The organism is Streptomyces sp. NPDC017095 (genome assembly GCF_044332325.1).
GTDB lineage: Bacteria > Actinomycetota > Actinomycetes > Streptomycetales > Streptomycetaceae > Streptomyces.
The window spans coordinates 1-23,527 of sequence record NZ_JBIROU010000025.1 but is presented as its reverse complement, the minus strand read 5'-3'; the positions used below and the strand labels follow the sequence as shown (position 1 = coordinate 23,527).

Annotated in this window: 17 protein-coding genes and 1 pseudogene; 14 read left to right on the top strand and 4 right to left on the bottom strand. The window is 71.7% G+C overall.

Annotated elements, in window-relative coordinates; all coding sequences use genetic code 11:
- Window positions 1-9: 9 nt before the first annotated feature.
- Window positions 10-696, bottom strand: a complete 687-nt coding sequence (locus tag ACH4OA_RS32665) for a maleylpyruvate isomerase family mycothiol-dependent enzyme (RefSeq protein WP_397945788.1) — start codon at window positions 694-696, stop codon at window positions 10-12.
- 225 nt (window positions 697-921) lie between these two features.
- Between ACH4OA_RS32665 and uvrA the strand changes: the two genes are divergently transcribed.
- Window positions 922-3,975 carry an excinuclease ABC subunit UvrA gene (uvrA, locus tag ACH4OA_RS32660; RefSeq protein ID WP_397972989.1) on the top strand — a complete coding sequence of 1,018 codons (3,054 nt, stop codon included), beginning with the start codon at window positions 922-924 and terminating at the stop codon, window positions 3,973-3,975.
- 204 nt (window positions 3,976-4,179) lie between these two features.
- Here uvrA and ACH4OA_RS32655 read toward each other — a convergent pair whose 3' ends face one another.
- Window positions 4,180-5,100, bottom strand: a complete 921-nt coding sequence (locus ACH4OA_RS32655; RefSeq protein ID WP_397972986.1) for a carbohydrate kinase — start codon at window positions 5,098-5,100, stop codon at window positions 4,180-4,182.
- A complete protein-coding gene (locus ACH4OA_RS32650; RefSeq protein WP_397972984.1) occupies window positions 5,097-6,224 on the bottom strand; it encodes a LacI family DNA-binding transcriptional regulator in 1,128 nt (375 codons plus the stop codon). The genes ACH4OA_RS32655 and ACH4OA_RS32650 overlap by 4 nt, the downstream gene beginning before the upstream one ends.
- Window positions 6,225-6,595: 371 nt before the next feature.
- Here ACH4OA_RS32650 and ACH4OA_RS32645 point away from each other — a divergent pair, with 371 nt between their 5' ends.
- The gene (locus ACH4OA_RS32645; protein ID WP_397940788.1) at window positions 6,596-7,018 is read left to right on the top strand and encodes a Rieske (2Fe-2S) protein; all 423 of its coding nucleotides are present in this window, start codon (window positions 6,596-6,598) and stop codon (window positions 7,016-7,018) included.
- An 87-nt stretch (window positions 7,019-7,105) separates the two neighbouring features.
- On the opposite strand, the gene ACH4OA_RS32640 is transcribed toward ACH4OA_RS32645, so the two are convergent.
- A complete protein-coding gene (locus ACH4OA_RS32640; protein WP_397940790.1) occupies window positions 7,106-8,053 on the bottom strand; it encodes a hypothetical protein in 948 nt (315 codons plus the stop codon).
- A 545-nt stretch (window positions 8,054-8,598) separates the two neighbouring features.
- Between ACH4OA_RS32640 and uvrC the strand changes: the two genes are divergently transcribed.
- The 12 genes and pseudogenes from uvrC to ACH4OA_RS32580 all read left to right on the top strand — a co-directional run.
- On the top strand, window positions 8,599-10,785 hold the full coding sequence (uvrC, locus tag ACH4OA_RS32635; RefSeq protein ID WP_397940792.1) for an excinuclease ABC subunit UvrC: 2,187 nt from the start codon (window positions 8,599-8,601) through the stop codon (window positions 10,783-10,785).
- Window positions 10,782-11,867: an RNase adapter RapZ gene (gene rapZ / locus ACH4OA_RS32630; RefSeq protein WP_397945792.1), complete on the top strand. Its 1,086-nt coding sequence runs from the start codon at window positions 10,782-10,784 to the stop codon at window positions 11,865-11,867. The genes uvrC and rapZ overlap by 4 nt, the downstream gene beginning before the upstream one ends.
- On the top strand, window positions 11,864-12,931 hold the full coding sequence (yvcK, locus tag ACH4OA_RS32625; protein WP_365872681.1) for a uridine diphosphate-N-acetylglucosamine-binding protein YvcK: 1,068 nt from the start codon (window positions 11,864-11,866) through the stop codon (window positions 12,929-12,931). The genes rapZ and yvcK overlap by 4 nt, the downstream gene beginning before the upstream one ends.
- Window positions 12,922-13,911: a DNA-binding protein WhiA gene (gene whiA, locus ACH4OA_RS32620; protein ID WP_030583311.1), complete on the top strand. Its 990-nt coding sequence runs from the start codon at window positions 12,922-12,924 to the stop codon at window positions 13,909-13,911. The genes yvcK and whiA overlap by 10 nt, the downstream gene beginning before the upstream one ends.
- Before the next feature lie 574 nt (window positions 13,912-14,485).
- The gene (locus ACH4OA_RS32615; RefSeq protein WP_397972982.1) at window positions 14,486-17,440 is read left to right on the top strand and encodes a M14 family zinc carboxypeptidase; all 2,955 of its coding nucleotides are present in this window, start codon (window positions 14,486-14,488) and stop codon (window positions 17,438-17,440) included.
- Window positions 17,441-17,738: 298 nt separating this feature from the next.
- Complete coding sequence (gene gap, locus ACH4OA_RS32610; protein WP_365872677.1) at window positions 17,739-18,746, top strand: type I glyceraldehyde-3-phosphate dehydrogenase; 1,008 nt, start codon at window positions 17,739-17,741, stop codon at window positions 18,744-18,746.
- A gap of 136 nt (window positions 18,747-18,882) precedes the next feature.
- Window positions 18,883-20,094 carry a phosphoglycerate kinase gene (locus tag ACH4OA_RS32605; RefSeq protein ID WP_397972980.1) on the top strand — a complete coding sequence of 404 codons (1,212 nt, stop codon included), beginning with the start codon at window positions 18,883-18,885 and terminating at the stop codon, window positions 20,092-20,094.
- Between the two features lie 39 nt (window positions 20,095-20,133).
- Window positions 20,134-20,889 (top strand): triose-phosphate isomerase, encoded by a 756-nt coding sequence (gene tpiA, locus ACH4OA_RS32600; protein ID WP_365872741.1) that lies wholly within the window; start codon window positions 20,134-20,136, stop codon window positions 20,887-20,889.
- 107 nt (window positions 20,890-20,996) lie between these two features.
- On the top strand, window positions 20,997-21,224 hold the full coding sequence (secG, locus tag ACH4OA_RS32595; RefSeq protein WP_365872673.1) for a preprotein translocase subunit SecG: 228 nt from the start codon (window positions 20,997-20,999) through the stop codon (window positions 21,222-21,224).
- 252 nt (window positions 21,225-21,476) lie between these two features.
- Window positions 21,477-21,812: an RNA polymerase-binding protein RbpA gene (locus tag ACH4OA_RS32590; protein WP_010352468.1), complete on the top strand. Its 336-nt coding sequence runs from the start codon at window positions 21,477-21,479 to the stop codon at window positions 21,810-21,812.
- A 207-nt stretch (window positions 21,813-22,019) separates the two neighbouring features.
- Window positions 22,020-23,213, top strand: a complete 1,194-nt coding sequence (locus ACH4OA_RS32585) for an MFS transporter (RefSeq protein WP_397973034.1) — start codon at window positions 22,020-22,022, stop codon at window positions 23,211-23,213.
- Window positions 23,214-23,265: 52 nt separating this feature from the next.
- Window positions 23,266-23,527 (top strand): annotated as a pseudogene (locus tag ACH4OA_RS32580) (glucose-6-phosphate isomerase); the annotation flags it as partial.

The following is a 23,527-nucleotide window of genomic DNA, read 5'->3' as shown; positions in this document are numbered from 1 at the left end:
GCGCCGGGCCTACAGCGGGGGCAGCTCCGGCAGCTCTCCGCCGTCCGTCTTCAGCGCCGCGCCGTCGCGGCGCCCGGCGAGCCACCCCACCAGGTCCGCCGGCAGGCCGGTGACCGTGATCTGCGGCACGTCGGCCTCCCGTCCGGTGGTCCACGCGCGCGTGCCGTCCGTGAGACGGGTCGCCGGGATGCCGGGCCGGCCGGAGAACCGGTCCGCGAGGAAGTCGGTCTCCCGCTCCAGGAACTCGGCCGGGAGGTCCTCCAGCTCGTATCCGATGCCCAGGTCCACGTGGTGCAGCTCCACCTCCGCCCACCGGCGGAACGGCACCCGTGACGCGGAGTCGGTGACGCCGTTACGCAGCTCGACCGTGCGCGACCAGTCCGCGGGCGCCTCCCCGGCCGTCCGGAACCGGGCCGCGCTCTCCCGCAGGTCGGTGATCTGCTCCTCCAGGGGCCGGTCCGCGCCCCGCTCGATGTCGTCGTCCCGCTGCCCGGCGCTCGCGTACATGGGGCGGCCCGAGAGGACGTTCACGAGGGCGTCCGCGTTCCGGGCCAGGTGGGCGAGGACATGCCCGCGGCTCCAGCCCGGCAGCCGTGACGGCTCGGCCAGCGAGGCGTTGTGCAGAGCGGCGACCGCGGTCAGCAGCCGATCGGTCGCCTCACGTACACGGACCAGGTCATGAGCGTGATCAATCATGGCGCCGACCCTAGTCCGGCCACACCTTCGGGTGAAGGACGCGCATCCCGACCGTGAATCGAACGTACGTGCTATATGGTCGAAGGTGGCATCGGGCATGCTGGAGGGCCGGGGGTTGTTATGCAACCGGGCAATCCGCCCCGACGTTGTCAGTGGCTCCCCCTAGTCTGAAGAAGCACAGGGGCCCTGCTCCTGTCACTTCTCTCAAGAAAGGTGCGGACCGGCGTGGCCGACCGTCTCATCGTCCGTGGCGCGCGCGAGCACAACCTGAAGAATGTCTCGCTCGACCTGCCGCGTGACTCGCTCATCGTCTTCACGGGCCTGTCCGGGTCGGGCAAGTCCTCCCTGGCCTTCGACACGATCTTCGCGGAGGGCCAGCGTCGTTACGTGGAGTCGCTCTCCTCGTACGCGCGGCAGTTCCTCGGCCAGATGGACAAGCCCGACGTCGACTTCATCGAGGGCCTCTCCCCGGCGGTCTCCATCGACCAGAAGTCGACCTCGCGCAACCCGCGCTCGACGGTCGGCACGATCACCGAGGTCTACGACTACCTGCGCCTGCTCTTCGCGCGCATCGGCAAGCCGCACTGTCCCGAGTGCGGCCGCCCGATCTCGCGGCAGTCGCCGCAGGCCATCGTGGACAAGGTGCTGGAGCTGCCGGAGGGAAGCCGTTTCCAGGTGCTCTCGCCGCTCGTGCGCGAGCGCAAGGGCGAGTTCGCCGACCTCTTCGCCGACCTGCAGACCAAGGGCTACTCCCGTGCGCGCGTGGACGGCCAGACCATACAGCTGTCCGAACCGCCGGCCCTGAAGAAGCAGGAGAAGCACACCATCGAGGTGGTCGTCGACCGCCTCACGGTGAAGGACTCCGCCAAGCGCCGCCTCACCGACTCCGTGGAGACGGCCCTCGGCCTGTCCGGCGGCATGGTCGTGCTCGACTTCGTCGACCTCCCCGAGGGCGACCCGGAGCGCGAGCGGATGTACTCCGAGCATCTGTACTGCCCGTACGACGACCTGTCCTTCGAGGAGCTGGAGCCCCGCTCCTTCTCCTTCAACTCGCCCTTCGGCGCCTGCCCCGAGTGCACCGGCATCGGCACGCGCATGGAGGTCGACCCGGAGCTGATCGTCCCGGACGAGGACAAGTCCCTGGACGAGGGCGCCATCCACCCCTGGTCGCACGGGCACACCAAGGACTACTTCAGCCGTCTGACCGGCGCCCTCGCGGACGCCCTCGGCTTCCGCACGGACATCCCCTTCGCGGGCCTGCCGCAGCGCGCCAGGAAGGCCCTGCTGTACGGCCACAAGACCCAGATCGAGGTGCGCTACCGCAACCGCTACGGCCGGGAGCGCGTCTACACCACTCCCTTCGAGGGAGCGGTGCCCTTCGTCAAGCGCCGGCACAGCGAGGCCGAGAGCGACGCCAGCCGCGAGCGCTTCGAGGGGTACATGCGCGAGGTGCCCTGCCCCTCCTGCGAGGGCACGCGGCTGAAGCCGATCGTCCTCGCGGTCACGATCATGGGCAAGTCGATCGCCGAGGTCTCCGCGATGTCGATCAGCGACTGCGCGGACTTCCTGGGCGAGCTGAAACTGAGCGCGCGTGACAAGAAGATCGCCGAGCGGGTCCTGAAGGAGGTCAACGAACGCCTGCGCTTCCTGGTCGACGTCGGCCTGGACTACCTCTCGCTCAACCGCGCGGCCGGCACCCTGTCCGGCGGCGAGGCCCAGCGCATCCGCCTGGCCACCCAGATCGGCTCCGGTCTCGTCGGCGTCCTGTACGTCCTGGACGAGCCGTCCATCGGTCTGCACCAGCGCGACAACCACCGGCTGATCGAGACGCTGGTCCGGCTGCGTGACATGGGCAACACGCTCATCGTCGTGGAGCACGACGAGGACACGATCAAGATCGCCGACTGGATCGTGGACATCGGTCCGGGCGCCGGCGAACACGGCGGCAAGGTCGTGCACAGCGGCTCCGTGAAGGAACTGCTCGACAACACCGAGTCGCAGACCGGCGCATACCTCTCGGGGCGCAAGTCGATCCCGCTCCCGGACGTCCGGCGCCCGCTCGACCCGTCCCGGCACCTCACCGTGCACGGCGCCCGCGAGAACAACTTGCAGGACATCGACGTGTCCTTCCCGCTGGGTGTCTTCACGGCCGTCACCGGCGTCTCCGGATCCGGCAAGTCGACCCTGGTCAACGACATCCTGTACACGCACCTGGCCCGCGAGCTGAACGGCGCCCGGACCGTCCCCGGACGGCACACCCGCGTCGAGGGCGACGACCTGGTCGACAAGGTGGTGCACGTCGACCAGTCCCCGATCGGCCGGACCCCGCGGTCCAACCCGGCGACGTACACCGGCGTCTTCGACCACATCCGCAAGCTGTTCGCCGAGACGACCGAGGCGAAGGTCCGGGGTTACCTGCCCGGCCGCTTCTCCTTCAACGTCAAGGGCGGCCGCTGCGAGAACTGCGCGGGCGACGGCACGATCAAGATCGAGATGAACTTCCTCCCGGACGTCTACGTCCCGTGCGAGGTCTGCCACGGCGCCCGGTACAACCGGGAGACCCTGGAGGTCCACTACAAGGGCAAGTCCATCGCCGAGGTGCTGAACATGCCGATCGAGGAGGCCATGCACTTCTTCGAGGCGGTCCCGGCGATCTCCCGTCACCTGCGGACGCTGAACGACGTCGGTCTCGGGTACGTCCGCCTCGGCCAGTCCGCCACCACCCTCTCCGGTGGTGAGGCGCAGCGCGTCAAGCTGGCCAGCGAGCTGCAGAAGCGGTCCACCGGACGCACGGTCTACGTCCTGGACGAGCCGACCACCGGTCTGCACTTCGAGGACATCAGCAAGCTGCTCACGGTGCTCGGCGGACTCGTCGACAAGGGCAACACGGTCATCGTCATCGAGCACAACCTCGACGTGATCAAGACCGCCGACTGGATCGTGGACATGGGTCCCGAGGGCGGCGCCGGCGGTGGCCTGGTGGTCGCCGAGGGCACGCCGGAGGAGGTCGCCGGGGTGCCGGCGAGCCACACGGGCAAGTTCCTGCGGGAGGTCCTGGGCGCCGACCGCATCAGCGACGCCGGCCCGGTGAAGGCCCAGCGTGGCACCACCAAGAGGAAGACGGCCGCCGCCAAGGCACCGGCCAAGAAGGCGGTGACGGCCAAGGTCGACAGCACCGCCGCCAAGGCGAAGGCGAACGGCACCACGGCCAGGAAGGCCGCCACGGCCACGAAGAAGGCGACGCCCGCGAAGAAGACCACGCGGACCCGGACCGCCTGAAACGGCCGGTCCGGAGAGCGACGGGAACACGGTCCGTCTTCGTCCCGGCACATGCAGTGAGAAATCCGGCGCCCTGCGGGAACTTCCCGCGGGGCGCCGCTCGTTCCTCGATCAGCACGGACCGGTCCGTGCTGACAGACGGACCCTCGCAGGCCGTGGGCCCGGACGCACCTTGTCAACAGCACAGAAGAACAGATAGATCGCTCAGAGCGCGGCCGGATCACCCAGCTCCGCCGCGTACGGCGGCTCGGCGCCCGCCCGCGAGCAGGTGACCGACGCCGCCCGTGCCGCGAAGCGCAGCAGCCGCGTCCAGCCCTCCGTCCCGAGGACGGCGAGCGCTTCCCGGGACAGCGTGTCCCGGACGGCCAGCCCGTGCAGCAGGGCCGCGTTCACCGTGTCCCCGGCCCCGATGGTGTCCACGACATCGACCTTCTCACCCGGCACGGAAACCTCCGCGCCCTCCCGGGTGAACACGGTCAGTCCGTCACCGCCCCGTGTGACCACCACGGCCGCCGGCCCCGCGGCCAGCCACTCGCGCGGCGTGCCGCCGAGCCACGCCGCGTCCTCCGCGGACAGCTTCAGCAGCGTCACCGAGGGCAGCCAGCCGCGGAAACGCTCCCGGTAGGCGTCCGCGTCCGGGATCAGCCCCGCCCGGACATTGGGGTCGAGCGCGGTGAACAGCCCCTGCCCGGCGGCGGTGTGCAGCAGCGCCTCATAGGCGCTCGCCCCGGGCTCCAGGACGAGCGAACAGGTGCCGAAGGACACCGCGCGGGTACCGGCGGGGAGCGCCGCCGGGGCGGTGAACAGGCGGTCGGCGGTGCCGTCGACATAGAAGGAGTAGGCGGCCGAGCCGCCGGCGTCGAGCGTGGCCACGGCGAGGGTCGTCGGCTCCGGCCCCCGCTGTACGCCGGACACGTCGACCCCGGCCCGCCGCAGCCCGTCGAGCAGGGCCTCGCCGAACGCGTCGTCCGACGTCCGCGAACAGAAGGCGGTGGGGGAGCCGAGCCTGCCGAGGGCCACGGCGGTGTTGTACGGGCCGCCGCCGAGCGCCGGCTTCAGGTCCGCGAGGGCACCGGCGCCCTGCGGTACCAGGTCGATCAGTGCCTCACCGGCGACGACGATCACGAGGCGGTTCCCTTCTCGGACAGCGTGGATGATGCGGTGCTCCCGTCCGCCCCGGCGGGCCCCGGATCCTCCGGGCAGCCGCAGGACGTGCGGTGGACGAACGCGCACGGCAGCCGGACCGTCCGGGCCGGCCGGTCCGGCTCGGCCAGCCGGTCCAGCAGCACCCGGACGGCCTGCGCGCCCAGCTCCCGGCTGGGCTGGGCGATGGCGGTCAGTCGCGGCGAGAACAGGTCGGCCCAGGGGAAGTCGTCGAAACAGCACAGGGCGATGTCGTCCGGCACGGACCGGCCGTGGCGGCGCAGCGCGCGCAGGGCGCCGATGGTCATCGCGTTGTTGGCGGTGACGAGAGCCGTGGGCGGCTCGGGCAGGCCGAGCAGGGCGGCGGTGGCCCGCCCGGCGCCGTCCGACTCGGAGCGGCCGGACAGCAGAAGCCGTTCGTCGTACTCCAGACCGGCGGCGGCGAGGCCCGCCCGGTAACCGGCGACACGCTCATCGGTGGTGCTGAGTCCGGGCAGGCCCGCGATCAGACCGATCCGGCGGTGCCCCCGTCCGGCGAGGTGGGTCACGAGCAGGGCCGTCGGCGCGCTGCTCTCGGCACAGACCTGGTCGAAGCGGTACGCGCTCGCGGACGGGGCGGCACTGGTGTCGCCAGGCGGCAGGCCCTCCGTCGTGCGCGCGGTGACGAGCCGGTCCAGGAAGACCGCCGGTACGGCGTGGCGGCGCAGATAGCCCACGAGGTCGCGGGGGTCGGCGGACGGGGCGACGATCACGCCGTCCACCCGGCGCTCATGGAGGAGCTGTACGGCCCTGCGTTCGTGCCGGGGGTCGTCGTGCGGGTCGGCGATGAGCAGGCTGTAGCCCGCCTCCAGAGCGGCGGTCTCGACGCCGTGCAGGATCTCCGTGAAGTACGGGTTGCCGATGGCCGACACCGCGAGGCCGATGGAACGGGTGCGCGAGGTCACCAGGGAGCGGGCCAGGGTGTTGGGCGTGTAGCCGAGGGCGTCGACGGCGTCCAGCACGGCCTGGCGGGTGCGGGGGAGCACCGGGCGGGTGCCGTTGAGGACATGGGAGACGGTGGCCACGGAGACACCGGCGCTCCGGGCGACATCCGCCATCGTGGCCATCGTGCTCCTCTCCCGGCCCTGCACCGCGCCTCTCAACCGACAAGCCGACGAGAACCCAGCCGGCCCACCCGCCGGCCAGCCCGGTCCCGGCCGCCCTCCGTACCGACCCGCGCCCTCCGACCCGGCCGGTCAGTCCTGGTCGGCCGCAAGCGGCTCTCTGGCCGGGACGCTCTCCTCGGCGACCTTCCGGCCGGGACGCTATCGCATGCCCCCGCCCCGCGTAAACGCTTACGTAAGCGTTTGCGTGCCCGCGTTCCGACCGTGGCCCCTCGCTCCGCGTCCCTGCCGCCTCCTGCCCGCCCCGCTCCCCGGCCGCTCACTCTGTCCCGGTATCGTGCGCTCCGCACATCCCTTGACCCCTGGAGTCCCAGATGCCCGCCCGCTCCTCCGCGAGCCGCCGTACCGTCCTTCGAGGGGCCGCCGTGGTCCCGGTCGCCGGGCTCGGCCTGGCGGCCTGCGCGGCCCCGGACGGCAGCGGTGCGGCCACGCCGACCGCGCCCGTCGACCTCGGCAAGGACAGCGAGGTCGCCGAGGGCGGGGCGAAGCTCTACCGGGACCAGAACGTGGTCGTCAGCCGAGGCAAGGACGGCACGCTGAAGGCGTACAGCACGATCTGCACGCACGCCGGGTGCCCCATCAACAAGCTGGAGGGGACGACCCTGATCTGTCCCTGCCACGGCAGCCGGTTCGACGCGGTGACCGGCAAGGTGATCGAGGCGCCGGCCACCGCCCCGCTGACCGAGCTGACGGTCAAGGCCGCGAACGGCAGGATCATCGCCGGACCGGCCGACTGACCGAGGAGCCACGGCCGGCCGGCCGGACAACCGCCCGGAACGGGCACCGCGGCCCGGTCGGCGGGCGGGCGGACGGCGGCTGACCGCTCACTCCCAGTCCCAGGCGATCCCCACGATGCCCGGCCGGATCCGCGGCTCGACCAGATGGGCGCTGTGATGCGGGCCGGTCACGGGCAGTTCCTGCCGGCCGGTGCGCGGGGCCGCCGCCGAATGCTGGGAGAAGCGGTGGCAGCGCACCGGCAGGGCCGCCGGATCGAAGCGCACCTGGAGCGCGTACTGCCCGCCGGGAAAACCGCACCGGTGCAGATACTCGCGGGACGGTCCGGCGGTGCCGTCCTCGATGGCGTACCGGAAGAGGAAGGTGTCGCCGGAGTCCAGCCGGGTGCCGAAAAGCAGCTCGGCCACCAGGACACCGGTACTCCGGTCCCACCGGACCCGGCCGGTGCGGCAGTTCTCCAGCGCGTGCACGGTGACGCGGCGGGGGTCGCCGCCCGGGTCGCCGTGGTGGACGGCGACGAAGCGGTCGACGCCGTCGCGGTGGGCGCGCACGATGTGGTGGGCCTCGCGGCCGGCCAGTTGCCGCCGGGCGCCGATCCGGACGCATTCGTGGTGGCCCAGGCTGCGCAGCCCGCCGTCCAGGGACCAGCCGAGGTCGGCGGTGAGCCGGTCCCGGACGTCCGAGGCATGGATCAGGGAGCGGTAGGAGGGGCCCGCCGGGCGACCGGCCGCCGCCCGCTCGTCGGACTCGGTGAGCAGCCGGATCAGCGACTCGTCGGGCAGTTCGAGGATCTCCTCCAGGGCCCGTACGGCGCGCAGCGACTCCGGGCGCTGCGGGCGGCGGGCGCCCTGTTGCCAGTAGCTCAGACTGGTGACGCCCACCCTGACCCCGTGGCGCGACAGATGGTGCTGCACCCGCTGGAGCGGCAGCCCGCGTGCGGCGATCGCGGCGCGCAGCGCCACGTGGAAGGGACCGCCCCGCAGGGCCGTGGCCAGTTCCGCGGTGGGGATGTCCGCGTGTTCCGTGGCATGCCGCATGCCGGGGGCCTCTCTGTGAGGTGTCGCTACGGCTGGTCGTACCGCCTGCGCGAGTGTCGTGGGGCCACCCCCGTGGGCGCTGCCGGCACCCGTGGCCGGGCCCGCCGCGCCCGCACGCCTGTGTGCACGGCCCCGATTCCCCCGCATTGAAGCGTGTTGACCAGAACCCGACAACACCCTGGGCGCGGTCGCTCCGGAGGACTGGCCGGACCTCGCCGGTACGCGGCCCCCGGCGCAGGACGGCGTGGGACGTGGCGGGCCTGCTCCCGCATCCCGCCGAGGAGCGGAGGACGGGCCAGGTGTCCCCGGCATGTCCGGAACCCGTCCACCGGATGTCCGGGGCCGGCTTCGCGGGCACCGGCCCAGGACCTTGGAGGGGGCGGCGTGCCGGTGCGAGGCGCCCGACGGCCGGCGCGAGACGTCTGCCGGGCGACACTCTCGCGGCGCGTCCCACGGCCCCCGCGGGCCACCGCCGCCCGCAGCACCGGGCCGGGGTTATCCACAGGCCCGACGCGGTGTCGGTGCTCGCCAGTAGGGTGTGAGACATGGCCGACCCCTCCAGCTACCGCCCCAGGCCGGGTGAGATCCCGGACTCTCCCGGGGTGTACAGGTTCCGCGACGAGCACCGCCGGGTGATCTACGTCGGAAAGGCGAAAAGCCTGCGCCAGCGCCTGGCGAACTACTTCCAGGACCTGGCGAACCTGCACCCGCGCACCCGGACGATGGTGACCACCGCCGCGTCCGTGGAGTGGACCGTGGTGTCCACGGAGGTCGAGGCGCTGCAGCTGGAGTACTCCTGGATCAAGGAGTACGACCCCCGGTTCAACGTCAAGTACCGCGACGACAAGAGCTACCCGTACCTCGCGGTCACGATGAACGAGCAGTTCCCGCGGGTGCAGGTGATGCGCGGTCACAAGAAGAAGGGCGTGCGGTACTTCGGGCCGTACGCCCACGCGTGGGCCATCCGGGACACCGTCGACCTGCTGCTGCGGGTGTTCCCGGTGCGCACCTGCTCCACCGGTGTCTTCAAGAACGCCGCCCGCACCGGCCGCCCCTGCCTGCTCGGCTACATCGGCAAGTGTTCCGCGCCCTGTGTCGGCCGCGTCACACCCGAGGACCACCGGGAGCTGGCCGAGGAGTTCAGCGACTTCATGGCCGGCCGCACCGGCACCTACCTCCGCCGTCTGGAGAAGCAGATGACGGAGGCGGCCGAGGAGATGGAGTACGAGCGGGCGGCCCGCCTGCGCGACGACATCGGGGCCCTGAAGAAGGCCATGGAGAAGAACGCGGTCGTGCTCGCCGACGCGACCGACGCCGACCTCATCGCCGTCGCCGAAGACGAGCTGGAGGCGGCCTTGCAGATTTTCCACGTGCGCGGCGGCCGGGTCCGCGGTCAGCGCGGCTGGGTGACCGACAAGGTCGAGGAGGTCACCACCGGCGCCCTGGTCGAGCACGCCCTCCAGCAGTTGTACGGCGAGGAGAGCGGGGACGCGGTGCCCAAGGAGGTGCTGGTCCCGGCCCTGCCCGAGCCGGTCGAGCCGGTCCAGGACTGGCTGGCCGCCCGCCGCGGGGCGAACGTGTCGCTGCGCATACCGCAGCGTGGCGACAAGAAGGCCCTCATGGAGACCGTGCAGCGCAACGCCCAGCAGGCCCTCGCGCTGCACAAGACCAAGCGCGCCTCCGACCTGACGACGCGCTCGCGCGCGCTGGAGGAGATCGCCGAGGCCCTGGACCTGGACAGCGCCCCGCTGCGGATCGAGTGCTACGACATCTCCCACCTCCAGGGTGACGACGTGGTGGCCTCCATGGTCGTCTTCGAGGACGGGCTGCAGCGCAAGAGCGAGTACCGCCGCTTCCAGATCAAGGGCTTCGCCGGCCAGGACGACGTCCGGTCCATGCACGAGGTGATCACCCGCCGGTTCCGGCGCTACCTCGCCGAGAAGGAACGCACCGGGGAGTGGGCCGACGGTTCCGGGGTGGACGGCTCCGACGGTTCCGGAGCGGACGGCTCCGCCCTGTCGGCCGCCCTCGCCGGCGGCTCCGGCGCCGAAGGCGTCCTCGCCGGTGCCGAGGGTGCCCTCGCGGGCGGCGACGGCGCGCTCGGCGGTCCGGAGGTGATCACCGACTCCCTCAAGGACGACGACGGCCGGCCCAGGAAGTTCGCCTACCCGCCGCAGCTGGTGGTGGTCGACGGCGGTCAGCCGCAGGTCGCGGCGGCCCGGCGGGCCCTGGACGAACTGGGCATCGACGACATCGCCGTGTGCGGTCTCGCCAAGCGCCTGGAGGAGGTCTGGGTGCCCGGCGAGGACGACCCGGTGGTCCTGCCCCGTACCAGCGAGGGCCTCTACCTGCTCCAGCGCGTCCGCGACGAGGCACACCGCTTCGCGATCACCTATCAGCGCACCAAGCGGGCCAAACGCTTCCGCGCGGGCCCGCTGGACGACGTCCCCGGCCTCGGCGAGACGCGCAAACAGGCGCTCATCAAGCATTTCGGCTCGGTGAAGAAGCTGCGGTCCGCCACAATCGAGCAGATCCAGGAAGTGCCCGGGATAGGCCGGAAGACGGCCGAGACCATCGCCGTGGCCCTCGCCCAGGCGGCCCCGGCCGCACCTGCCGTGAACACGGCGACCGGAGAGATCATTGAGGACGAGGAACCCGGTACGACGGGGGGTTCCTCGGGGGAGCCCGTGACCGCGGGCGTCCCGGACGAACGACGGGGGCAGGAGACATGACGGAGCACGACGCACAGCCCACAGCGCAGCGAGATCAGACGGACGGCACCACGGGCGGCGCCGCCGCCCGGCAGGACACGGCCCGGCAGGACACGGGCCAGGACACAGCCCGGCCGCACACGGGCCAGGACACGGCCCGGACCGACGCCGGTCAGGGCGCGGGCCAGGACAACGGAGCACAGGTGAGTACGGGCAGCGAGACAGCCGGGGCCGGCGAGGCCGCCATTCCCGAGCTGGTGATCATCTCCGGTATGTCCGGAGCCGGCCGGTCCACGGCGGCCAAGTGTCTGGAGGACCTCGGCTGGTTCGTCGTGGACAACCTCCCGCCCGCCCTCATCCCCACCATGGTGGAGCTGGGCGCCCGCTCGCAGGGCAACGTGGCGCGGATCGCGGTCGTCGTGGACGTGCGCGGCCGGCGCTTCTTCGACAACCTGCGCGAATCCCTCGCCGACCTGGACACCCGGGGCGTCACCCGGCGGATCGTCTTCCTGGAGTCCTCCGACGAGGCCCTGGTCCGCCGCTTCGAGTCGGTGCGCCGCCCGCACCCGCTCCAGGGCGACGGGCGCATCGTGGACGGCATCGCCGCCGAGCGGGAACTGCTGCGCGAACTGCGCGGCGACGCCGACCTGGTGATCGACACCTCCAGCCTCAACGTGCACGAGCTGCGCGCCAAGATGGACGCCCAGTTCGCGGGCGAGGAGGAGCCCGAGCTGCGGGCCACCGTGATGTCCTTCGGCTTCAAGTACGGCCTGCCGGTCGACGCCGACCTGGTCGCGGACATGCGGTTCCTGCCCAACCCGCACTGGGTCCCGGAGCTGCGCCCGTACACCGGCGTCAACGAGGAGGTCGCGGCCTACGTCTTCAACCAGCCCGGCGCCAAGGAGTTCCTCGACCGGTACGCCGAGCTGCTGCGGCTGATCGCCGCCGGCTACCGGCGCGAGGGCAAGCGGTATGTGACCATCGCCATCGGCTGTACCGGAGGCAAGCACCGCTCGGTCGCGATGTCGGAGAAGCTCGCCGCGCGTCTCGCGGCCGAGGGCGTGGAGACGGTGGTCGTACACCGGGACATGGGACGGGAATGACGGAACGTACACCGCGGCTGGGCAGACTGCGCCGGATGGTGCCCGAGGCGCGCTCCGGCCGCCCGGTCGAGGCCCGCGGGGGCCGGCCCCGCCGGCGCGGCGCCCAGCCCAAGGTGGTCGCGCTCGGCGGCGGCATGGGCCTGTCCGCGTCGCTCGCCGCGCTCCGCCGGATCACCGGCGACCTCACCGCCGTCGTCACCGTGGCCGACGACGGCGGCTCCAGCGGCCGGCTCCGCGACGAGCTGGGCGTGCTGCCGCCCGGCGACCTGCGCAAGGCGCTCGCTGCGCTGTGCGGTGACGACGACTGGGGCCAGACCTGGGCCCGGGTCATCCAGCACCGCTTCCAGTCCCAGGGTGATCTGCACGAGCACGCGGTCGGCAACCTGCTGATCGTCGCCCTGTGGGAGCAGCTCGGCGATCATGTGCAGGCGCTGGACCTGGTCGGCAAGCTGCTCGGCGCGCACGGCCGCGTGCTGCCCATGTCCGCCGTGCCGCTGGAGCTCCAGGCCCTGGTCAAGGGGCATGACCCGGAGCGCCCGGACGACGTGGACACGGTGCGCGGGCAGGCCACCGTCGCCCTGACGCCCGGCGAGGTGCAGTCGGTGCACCTCGTGCCCAACGACCCGCCCGCCGTCCCCGAGGCCGTCGCGGCGGTCCTGGACGCGGACTGGGTGGTGCTGGGCCCCGGCTCCTGGTTCTCCTCGGTCATCCCGCACCTGCTGGTGCCCGATCTGCTGGACGCCCTCACCGAGACGAAGGCGCGCCGGGTGCTCTCCTTGAACCTGGCGCCGCAGCCGGGAGAAACCGAGGGCTTCTCACCGCAGCGTCATTTGGAGGTTTTGGGGCGACACGCCCCTAAACTCGCCCTGGACGTGGTGCTGGCCGACGAGGCCGCCGTGCCCGACCGTGACTCGCTCACCGAGGCCGCCAAGCGGCTGGGAGCCGCGGTCGAGCTGGCGCCGGTGGCCCGGCCCGACGGAACACCCCGGCACGACCCGGAGCTGTTGGCCGCCGCGTACGACCGTATTTTTCGGATGCATGGAAGGATCGGCCCATGGCGATGACGGCAGCGGTGAAGGACGAGATCTCCCGGCTCCCCGTCACCCGGACCTGCTGCAGGAAGGCGGAGGTCTCCGCCATCCTGCGCTTCGCCGGCGGTCTCCACCTGGTGAGCGGGCGCATCGTGATCGAGGCCGAGCTGGACACCGCGATGGCGGCGCGCCGGCTCAAGCGGGACATCCTGGAGATCTTCGGGCACAGCTCCGAGCTGATCGTGATGGCGCCCGGCGGGCTGCGCCGCGGTTCGCGGTATGTCGTACGGGTCGTCGCGGGCGGCGACCAGCTCGCCCGGCAGACCGGCCTGGTCGACGGGCGGGGCCGGCCGATCCGCGGGCTGCCCCCGCAGGTGGTCTCCGGGGCGACCTGTGACGCGGAGGCGGCCTGGCGCGGGGCCTTCCTGGCGCACGGCTCGCTGACCGAGCCCGGCCGCTCCTCCTCCCTGGAGGTGACCTGCCCCGGCCCGGAGGCGGCGCTCGCGCTGGTCGGCGCCGCCCGCAGACTCTCCATCGCCGCGAAGGCCCGCGAGGTGCGCGGCGTGGACCGGGTGGTCGTCCGGGACGGTGACGCGATCGGCGCGCTGCTCACCCGGCTGGGCGCGCACGAGTCGGTGCTGGCCTGGGAGGAGCGCCGGATGCGCCGCGAGGTGCGGGCCACGGCCAACCGGCTCGCCAACTTCGACGACGCCAACCTGCGTCGCTCGGCCCGTGCCGCCGTGGCCGCCGGCGCCCGGGTCCAGCGCGCCCTGGAGATCCTGGGCGACGAGGTTCCCGAGCACCTCGCCGCCGCCGGACGGCTGCGCATGGAGCACAAGCAGGCGTCCCTGGAGGAACTGGGCGCGCTCGCGGACCCGCCGCTGACGAAGGACGCGGTCGCGGGCCGTATCCGCCGGCTGCTGGCGATGGCCGACAAGCGCGCCGCCGACCTGGGCATCCCGGGTACGGAGGCCAACCTCAGCGAGGAGCTGGCGGACAACCTCGCCGGCTGACCCGGCCCGCCCGCCCCGCCGGTGCCGAGGCAGCCACCAGCCCATCGGCACCGGCCACCGCCCAGGCACCCCCCTCCGGCCGGCCCCGGCCGCTGCCCGGCAAGTCCGGTCACACGCAGCAGACCCTGCCCGGCGAGCCCGGTCTACGAGTACCGGCCACTGCCGCCCCGCCCGGCGGTTCCGGCCCGCGCCCCCCGCCACCGCCCGGCAAGTCCGGTCCACCCACACCGGCCGCTGCCCGGTAAGCCCGGTCACGGGGAGCAGACCCTGCCCGGCAAGTCCGGTCACGCGCACCAGATCCGGCCCGGCGCGTCCGGTCACGCACACCGGCCGGTGCCCAGGCGCATCCCCGGCCCGCGGCCACCGACGGCTACTGCCCACTCAGCCGTCACTGAGCCCCCGTCAAGTCCCCTCAGCCGTCCTCCCGGTCGCCGCCAAAGGCTGGTAATCCGGCCCACCGGTACCACCTCTCACTCGTACACCACCCGTCCGCGAGGCACTCTTGACTCGGTCACCGAGTGACATGAGCCTGGCCTCTGTTCGCCGCTGTTGCGGACCACCTGTAGGGGGGTTCATGAGACACAGAGTGAGATCGATCCTCGCTGTCGGCGCGCTGGTGATCGGCGGAGCCGTCCTCGCACCCACGGCCCAGGCGCGGAGTGGGAACCCGGCGCCGTCCGGGCCGGACGAGGTCAAGGTCTTCCAGGCCGAGGTCACCAAGAAGCAGGTACCCCTGCTGCTCCAGGCCGGCCAGGACGGCCACGAACTCGGCCGGCAGGCGGCCGGAGGCGGCCGGACCCGGGTCGAGGTCTACCTCACCGACCGGCAGGCCGCGCATCTGCGCGCGCAGGGCGTCGCCCTCACCGAGCACACCCTGTCGGCCAAGGCGGAGGCCCGGACCGAGGACGCCGCGCAGAGCGTGTTCCGTCCGTACGGCGCGAGCGGCGGGCTGAAGGAGGAGATCCTCCGCACCGCGCGGGTCCACCCCAACCTCACCAAGGTCGAGTCCATCGGCAGGACCGTCAAGGGCCAGGACATCCTCGCGCTCAAGCTGACCCGGAACGCGAAGAAGTCCGAGGACGGCTCCCGGCCGGCCGTGCTCTACATGTCCAACCAGCACGCGCGCGAGTGGATCACCCCGGAGATGACCCGGCGGCTGATGCACTACTACCTGGACCACTACACGAGCGACAAGCGCGTCAAGAGGCTCGTCGACTCGACCGAACTGTGGTTCGTCCTGTCGGCCAACCCGGACGGCTACGACTACACCTTCCAGGACTCCGGCACCCGTCTGTGGCGCAAGAACCTGCGGGACGTCAACGGCGACGGCGTCATCGGCACCGGCGACGGCGTCGACCTCAACCGCAACTTCCCCTACAAATGGGGCTACGACGACGAGGGTTCGTCCCCCAACCCCACCAGCCAGACCTACCGCGGCGCGAGCCCCGGCTCCGAACCCGAGACCAAGGCCCTGGACGCCTTCGAAAAGCGCGTCGGCTTCCGGTACGGCATCAACTACCACTCCGCCGCCGAACTCCTCCTCTACGGGGTGGGCTGGCAGGTGGCCACTCCCACCCCCGACGACGTCCTCTACCGGGCGCTGGCCGGCACGCCCGCCAACCCGGCCATCCCGGGCTACCGTTCGCAGGTCTCCTCGGAGCTGTACACCACGAACGGCGAGGCGGACGGCCACGCGTCGAACGTCAACGGCATGGCGATGTTCACTCCGGAGATGTCGACCTGTCAGACCGCGTCCGACAGCGACCCGGACGACGCCTGGCGAAGCCAGGACTGCCAGTCGGTCTTCAACTTCCCCGACGACGAGAAGCTGATCCAGCGGGAGTTCGCCAAGAACATCCCGTTCGCGCTCGCCGTCGCCGAGACCGCCGCGCACCCCGACCGGCCGGCCTCCCCGGTCGGTCTGGACGCCGCCGACTTCACCCCGGCCGCGTTCACCACGTCGTACTCCCGGGGCGCGGACCAGCGGGTCTCGGTCGTCGTCCGCAAGGCGCTGCGGGACAAGGAGCTGAAGTACCGCGTCAACGGCGGCCGCACGCTCGACCAGGCGCTGCGGCCCTGGCGGGGCGGCGAGACCTACGGCGGCGAGGACAACCTGTACTTCGACGAGTACCGCGCCAAGGTGCAAGACGGCGAGCCGGGCGACAAGGTCGAGGTGTGGTTCACCGGCGAGACCGGGAGCGGCAGGAAGGTCTCCAGCACCCACTTCACGTACACCGTCGCGAAGCGGCCGGGGGCGGACACGCTCGTGGTCGCCGAGGAGGGCGCGGCGGCCACACAGGCGCGGACGTACGCGGACGCGCTGAGAGCCGCCGGACACCGCGCCCTGGTCTGGGACGTGGCCGCGCAGGGCGCCCCGGACCCGCTCGGCGTGCTGGGCCACTTCCGGACGGTCGTGCACTACTCCGCAGCGGACGGCCCCGGCAACGCCACCCAGCTCGCGCTGCGCGCCTACCTCAACGAGGGCGGCAGGCTGATCGAGGCCGGCGAGCTGGCCGGCGGCAGCGTCGACCTCGGCGACGGCACCCTGTCGGACGACTTCAGCCAGTACTACCTGGGCGCCTACAGCCGGACCTCGACGAAGGGAGCCACCGGTTTCACCGGCTCCGGCGCGCTCGACGGCTTCACCGGCGCCCTCGGCGACGCGCCCGGCAACCCGCTGGACCGGGCCGGTACGTACGGCGTCACCTCCGACGAACTGCCGGTCGCCGCGTACCCGCAGTTCGCGAGCGCGGGCGCGGGGACGTTCGCCGGGACGGTCAACCCCTACGGGCCGTACGCGGGCACCTCCATGGCCGCCGCCGTGCACACCGACGACGCCTACAAGCGCCTCACCCGCACCCTCGACCTCACCGGTGTCACGGCCGCCGACAGGCCGGCACTGAGCGCACGGCTGCTGTGGGACACCGAGCCGGGCTACGACCACGCGGTGGTGGAGGCGCACACCGTGGGCGCCGACGACTGGACGACCCTGCCGGACAGCGGCGGGGCCACGCGGACGGCGGTGCCGGACGAGTGCGGGGGCGGGTTCCTGATCGGCGAGCACCCGTGGCTGAAGCACTATCTGACCCTGGCCGGGAACTCCTGCGCCGCGAGCGGGACGACCGGCTTCTGGAACAGCCTCACCGGCCGCTCGGCCGGCTGGCAGCGGGTGGACTTCGACCTGAGCGCGTACGCCGGGAAGTCCGTCGAGGTCTCCCTCGCCTACATCACCGACCCGGGCAGCGGCGGGCACGGTGTCCTCGCCGACGACGCCTCGCTGGTCGTGGGCGGCACGGCGCGGGAGACCGAGGGCTTCGAGACCTCGCTGGGCGCCTGGCGGGCGGCGGGACCGCCCCCGGGCAGCCCGGCGGTCCTGAAGGACTGGACCCGCACCGGGACCCTGTTCCGGACCTACGGCGCGGTCACCACGGACGACACCGTGCTGCTCGGCTTCGGTCTGGAACAGCTCGCGTCGGCGGCCGACCGGACGGCTCTGCTGAGGAAGGCGTTCGCCGCGCTCGACAGGTGAGCGGAGTCCTCTCTCAACGGTGCGCGGAACAGGCGTTCCTCATGTGAGCCGACCCGCTCACGAACGAGTGAAAATGGCGCCCAGAGTGCCCCGTATTCCGTGACAAACGCGGATGATTACGTTGCCGATCCGAGGCGGTCCGTACCCCTACTGACGGGTACGGACCGCCTGCCCGTGTATGGGGCGTCTCGATGTCACCCAGGGGCCCTCAGAGAGGTAGGGTCGGGGGTGGTCGGGGACATCCCAAATACAGCTCGCCGGCACCGCATGGCCGGCGTACCAACGAGGAGATCGGTTCGTGACGATCCGCGTAGGCATCAACGGCTTCGGCCGCATCGGGCGTAACTACTTCCGCGCGCTGCTGGAGCAGGGTGCGGACATCGAGGTTGTGGCTGTCAACGACCTGGGTGACACCGCGACCACCGCTCACCTGCTCAAGTACGACACCATCCTGGGCCGGCTCAAGCAGGAGGTGTCCCACACCGCCGACACGATCACCGTCGACGGCCACACCATCAAGGTGCTGTCCGAGCGCAACCCGGCGGACATCCCGTGGGGTGAGCTGGGTGTCGACATCGTCATCGAGTCCACCGGCATCTTCACCAAGCGCGAGGACGCCGCCAAGCACATCGCGGGCGGCGCCAAGAAGGTCCTCATCTCGGCTCCGGCCAAGGACGAGGACATCACCATCGTGATGGGCGTCAACCAGGACCAGTACGACCCGGCGCAGCACAACGTCATCTCCAACGCCTCCTGCACCACCAACTGTGTGGCGCCGATGGCCAAGGTCCTCGACGAGAACTTCGGCATCGTCAAGGGTCTGATGACCACGGTGCACGCGTACACGAACGACCAGCGCATCCTGGACTTCCCGCACAAGGACCTGCGCCGCGCCCGTGCCGCCGCCGAGAACATCATCCCGACGACCACCGGTGCCGCCAAGGCCACCGCCCTGGTCCTGCCGCAGCTCAAGGGCAAGCTGGACGGCATGGCCATGCGCGTCCCGGTCCCGACCGGCTCGGTCACCGACCTGGTCATCGAGCTCGGCCGCGAGGTCACCAAGGAAGAGGTCAACGCCGCCTTCCAGAAGGCCGCCGAGGGCGAGCTGAAGGGTCTCCTCGAGTACACCGAGGACCCGATCGTCTCCTCCGACATCGTCAACTCCCCGGCGTCCTGCACCTTCGACTCCTCCCTGACCATGGTCCAGGAGGGCAAGAACGTGAAGGTCATCGGTTGGTACGACAACGAGTGGGGCTACTCCAACCGCCTTGTGGACCTCACGGTCTTCGTCGGCAACCAGCTCTGATCGCAAACAGCAGGACCACGAAGTGAGAGCAGGGCCCGGCCAGCGCACCGCCGCGCTGCCCGGGCCCTGCTCTCACGTACCGAGCGCGCCCTTTTACGATCAGGTGCACCAAGAGCCCTCCTTTGGAGTCCACTCAATGAAGACGATCGACGAACTTCTCGCCGACGGCGTGAGCGGCAAGCGGGTTTTCGTCCGCGCCGACCTCAATGTGCCGCTGGCCGACGGGACGATCACCGACGACGGCCGCATCCGCGCCGTCCTGCCCACCGTCAAGGCCCTCGCCGAGGCGGGCGCCAAGGTGGTCGTCGCCTCGCACCTGGGCCGCCCCAAGGGCGCCCCGGACCCCACCTTCTCGCTGCTGCCCGCGGCCGAGCGACTCGGTGAACTGCTCGGCGCCCCGGTCGCCTTCGCACAGGACACCGTCGGCCCGGCCGCGCACGACGCCGTCGACGGCCTCCAGCCGGGCCAGGTCGCGGTCATCGAGAACCTGCGCTTCAACCCGGGCGAGACGTCCAAGGACGACGAGGAGCGCGGGGAGTTCGCCGACCGGCTCGCCGCCCTCGCCGATGTCTACGTGGGCGACGGCTTCGGCGCCGTCCACCGCAAGCACGCCTCCGTGTACGACCTCCCGGCCCGGCTGCCGCACTACGCCGGCTACCTGATCGCCACCGAGGTCGGCGTCCTGAAGAAGCTCACCGACGACGTGAAGCGGCCGTACGCGGTCGTGCTCGGCGGTGCCAAGGTCTCCGACAAGCTGGGCGTCATCGACCACCTCCTGGAGAAGGCCGACCGCATCCTCGTCGGCGGCGGCATGGCCTACACCTTCCTCAAGGCCCAGGGCCACGAGGTCGGCATCTCCCTGCTCCAGGAGGACCAGATCCCGGCGGTCAAGGAGTACCTGAAGCGCGCCGAGGAGCGCGGCGTGGAGTTCGTCCTCCCCGTCGACGTCCTCGTCGCGCCCGAGTTCCCGGACCTGAAGACCAAGGCCCCGGCCCACCCCACCACGGTCGCCGCGAACGCCATCCCGGCCGACCAGGAGGGCCTGGACATCGGCCCGGAGACCCGCGAGCTGTACGCCGCGAAGCTGGCCGACGCCGCGACCGTCTTCTGGAACGGCCCGATGGGCGTCTTCGAACACCCCGACTACGCCGAGGGCACCAAGGCGGTCGCCCAGGCACTCGTCGCGTCGGACGGCTTCACCGTCGTCGGCGGCGGCGACTCCGCCGCGGCCGTGCGTACGCTCGGCTTCGACGAGAACGCATTCGGCCACATCTCGACCGGTGGCGGCGCCTCCCTCGAATACCTCGAGGGCAAGACGCTCCCCGGCCTCGCCGCACTGGAGGACTGACCCTTGGCAGCATCCAATCTCTCCGGGCGCACGCCGCTGATGGCGGGCAACTGGAAGATGAACCTCAACCACCTCGAGGCCATCGCCCACGTCCAGAAGCTGGCCTTCGCGCTGGCCGACAAGGACTACGAGGCCGTCGAGGTCGCCGTACTGCCGCCCTTCACCGACCTGCGCTCCGTGCAGACCCTGGTCGACGGCGACAAGCTCAAGATCAAGTACGGCGCCCAGGACATCTCGCAGCACGACTCCGGCGCCTACACCGGCGAGATCTCCGGGCCGATGCTGGCCAAGCTGAAGTGCACCTACGTGGTGATCGGCCACTCCGAGCGCCGTCAGTACCACCACGAGACCGACGAGCTGGTCAACGCCAAGGTCAAGGCCGCCTTCAAGCACGGCCTCACCCCGATCCTGTGCGTGGGCGAGGAGCTGGACGTCCGCGAGGCGGGCAACCACGTCACCCACACCCTCGCCCAGGTCGAGGGCGGTCTGAAGGACCTGCCGGCCGAGCAGGCCGAGACCGTCGTGATCGCCTACGAGCCGGTGTGGGCCATCGGCACCGGCAAGGTGTGCGGCGCCGAGGACGCCCAGGAGGTCTGCGCCGCCATCCGCGCCAAGGTGGCCGAGCTGTACACGCAGGACGTGGCCGACAAGGTCCGCATCCAGTACGGCGGCTCGGTGAAGTCGGGCAACTGCGCCGAGATCATGGCCCAGCCCGACATCGACGGCGCCCTGATCGGCGGCGCCTCGCTGGACGCCGACGAGTTCGTCAAGATCGTGCGCTTCCGCGATCAGTGACCCCGCCGTGAGTAGGCGGTAGCGGCGATACGTCGTACTCTTGCGGGGGCACAGCCGAAGCGCTGTGCCCCCGTCGTCCATCCGAATCCGAGGAAGTTGGTCCAGCCGTGGTTTTGGGGTTCTCGATCGCCCTGATCATCTTCAGCCTGCTGCTGATGCTGCTGGTGCTGATGCACAAGGGGAAGGGCGGCGGCCTGTCCGACATGTTCGGTGGCGGCATGCAGTCCTCCGTCGGCGGCTCCTCGGTCGCCGAGCGCAACCTCGACCGGATCACCATCGTGATCGGTCTGCTGTGGTTCGCGTGCGTCATCGTCCTCGGCATGGTGATGAAGTAGCACGGCCGACGCGGGCGGGCGCGCACGGCGCGAACCGGCCGAACGTCCGGCACATGCCGCATATTCCACACGTAAAGCCCCATGTTCGGTACGCGCCCCCGGGCGCGGCCTATCATGGGGCTTGCGTCTTGGTGTGGGGGGCCGGTAACTCCAATCACTGGACGCGCGTTGGGCCTTACGTAGACTGAGGCGCTCGCGGCGAAGCGAAACGCCGACTAGCTTCGCGGCACCATCACGCAGGGAGTTACGACCGTGGCAAGTGGCAACGCGATCCGAGGTAGCCGGGTCGGGGCGGGGCCGATGGGCGAGGCCGAGCGCGGCGAGTCCGCACCGCGTCTGCGCATCTCCTTCTGGTGCTCCAACGGGCACGAGACGCAGCCCAGCTTCGCCAGCGACGCGCAGGTCCCCGATACCTGGGACTGCCCGCGCTGCGGCTTCCCGGCCGGTCAGGACCGGGACAACCCGCCGGCCCCGCCGCGCACGGAGCCGTACAAGACGCACCTCGCGTACGTACGCGAGCGGCGCAGCGACGCGGACGGCGAGGCCATCCTCGCCGAGGCGCTCGCCAAACTCCGAGGCGAGATCTAGGACTTGTCACCGGCCGGGTGCCCACGGGCGCCCGGCCGGAGCCGTCTGCGCCGCCCGCGGCCGGCCGATGCCCGTCGATTGTCAGTGGTGCCCTCTACGGTGTGTGCATCGGCGCATCTCGGGGGGCAACGGGTGGCAGTGGTCGCGGTGGAGAGCAGGAGCGCACCGTCCTGGCGCGGGGGATTCGGGCGGCTGTGGACCGCCGCCGTGATCTCCCGGTTCGGTGACGCGCTGCGCGCGTCCGCGCTGCCGTTGCTCGCCGTGCGCCTCACCGACGATCCGTTCCTCGTCGCCTCCGTCTCCGCCTGCGGCTATGTGCCGTGGCTGCTCTTCGGGCTGCTCGGCGGCGCCCTCGCTGACCGCGTCGACCAGCGGCGGGCGATGTGGCTGGTGGACACCGTGCGGGGCCTGCTCGTCGCCGGTTTCGCCCTCGCGGTGGGCCTCGGACACGCCGGTGTCCCGCTGCTGATCGCCCTCGCCTTCTCGCTCACCGCGCTCCAGACGCTCTTCGACAACGCCGCCACGGCCCTGTTGCCGTCCTTGGTGCAGCGCGCGGCACTGGGCAGCGCGAACGCCCGGCTGATGACCGGTCAGCAGGTCGCCGGGGGACTGCTGGCGGGCCCGTTCGTGCCGCTGCTGCTGGCCGCCGGGGCGTTCCTGCCGTTCGCGGCCGACGCGGGCACCTATCTGGTGGCCGCCGCTCTCGTGGCCTCCCTGCGCAGACCGCCGCCCGGGCGGGCGCCACGCCCGGCCGGCAGCACCCTGCGCGCCGAGATCGGCGCGGGCCTGCGCGTCCTGGGCCGCGACCGGGTGCTGCGCGCGGTCTGCGCGGCCACCCTGCTGTGCAACATCGGCATGGGCGCCCTGATCGCCACGCTGGCCCTGCACGTGACCCGCTGGCTGGACGCGGGCGACACCGGCTATGCCGCCGCCATGACGGCGTACTCGGCCGGCGCGCTGGCGGGCGGCTTCCTCGCCCAGCGGATCGCGGCCCGCACGGGCCGGGTCCGGGCCCTGCTCCTCGGCTGCGCGGTCCAGACGGCCGCGCTGCTGCTCATCGGCTCCGTGCGGCAGGTGTCCGCGCTGGTCGCCGGGATGGTGCTGCTCGGCGCGATGACCATGGTGTGGAACGTCAACCAGGTCACCCTGATGCAGCACCGCAGCCCCGAGGCGATGACGGGCCGGGTCTCCTCGGCGTTCCGCACCGCGTCGACCTCCGGTGCCCCGCTCGGCGCCTTCCTCGGCGGGGCCGCGGCCGGTCTGGCCGGCCTCAACGCGCCCGCTCTGCTCGCGGCCGTCCTGTTCGGCGCGGCCGTCGTCGCGCTGATACCGGTCCGCGGGGCGGAGAGATCCGTCGCCGCCCACGAGGAGGGCGTCATGACCGCTCGCACGGGCGGCTGATCAATTAGGTTGGAACACCTGGGACAGGCACGAAAGAAGGCTGAAGTCGGATATGAACGCTCACGGCCGTACCAGGCTCGACCAGACGCCCGAGTGGACCGCTCTCGCCAAGCACCGGGAGGAGCTGGCGGATGCCCGGCTGCGGGAGCTGTTCGCCGCCGATCCGGCGCGCGGCACCCGGTACACGCTCCAGGTGGGCGACCTCCACCTCGATTACTCCAAGCACCTGGTCACCGACGAGACGCTCCGTCTGCTCCAGGAACTGGCCGCCGCGACCGGTGTGTTCGGGCTGCGGGACGCGATGTTCCGGGGTG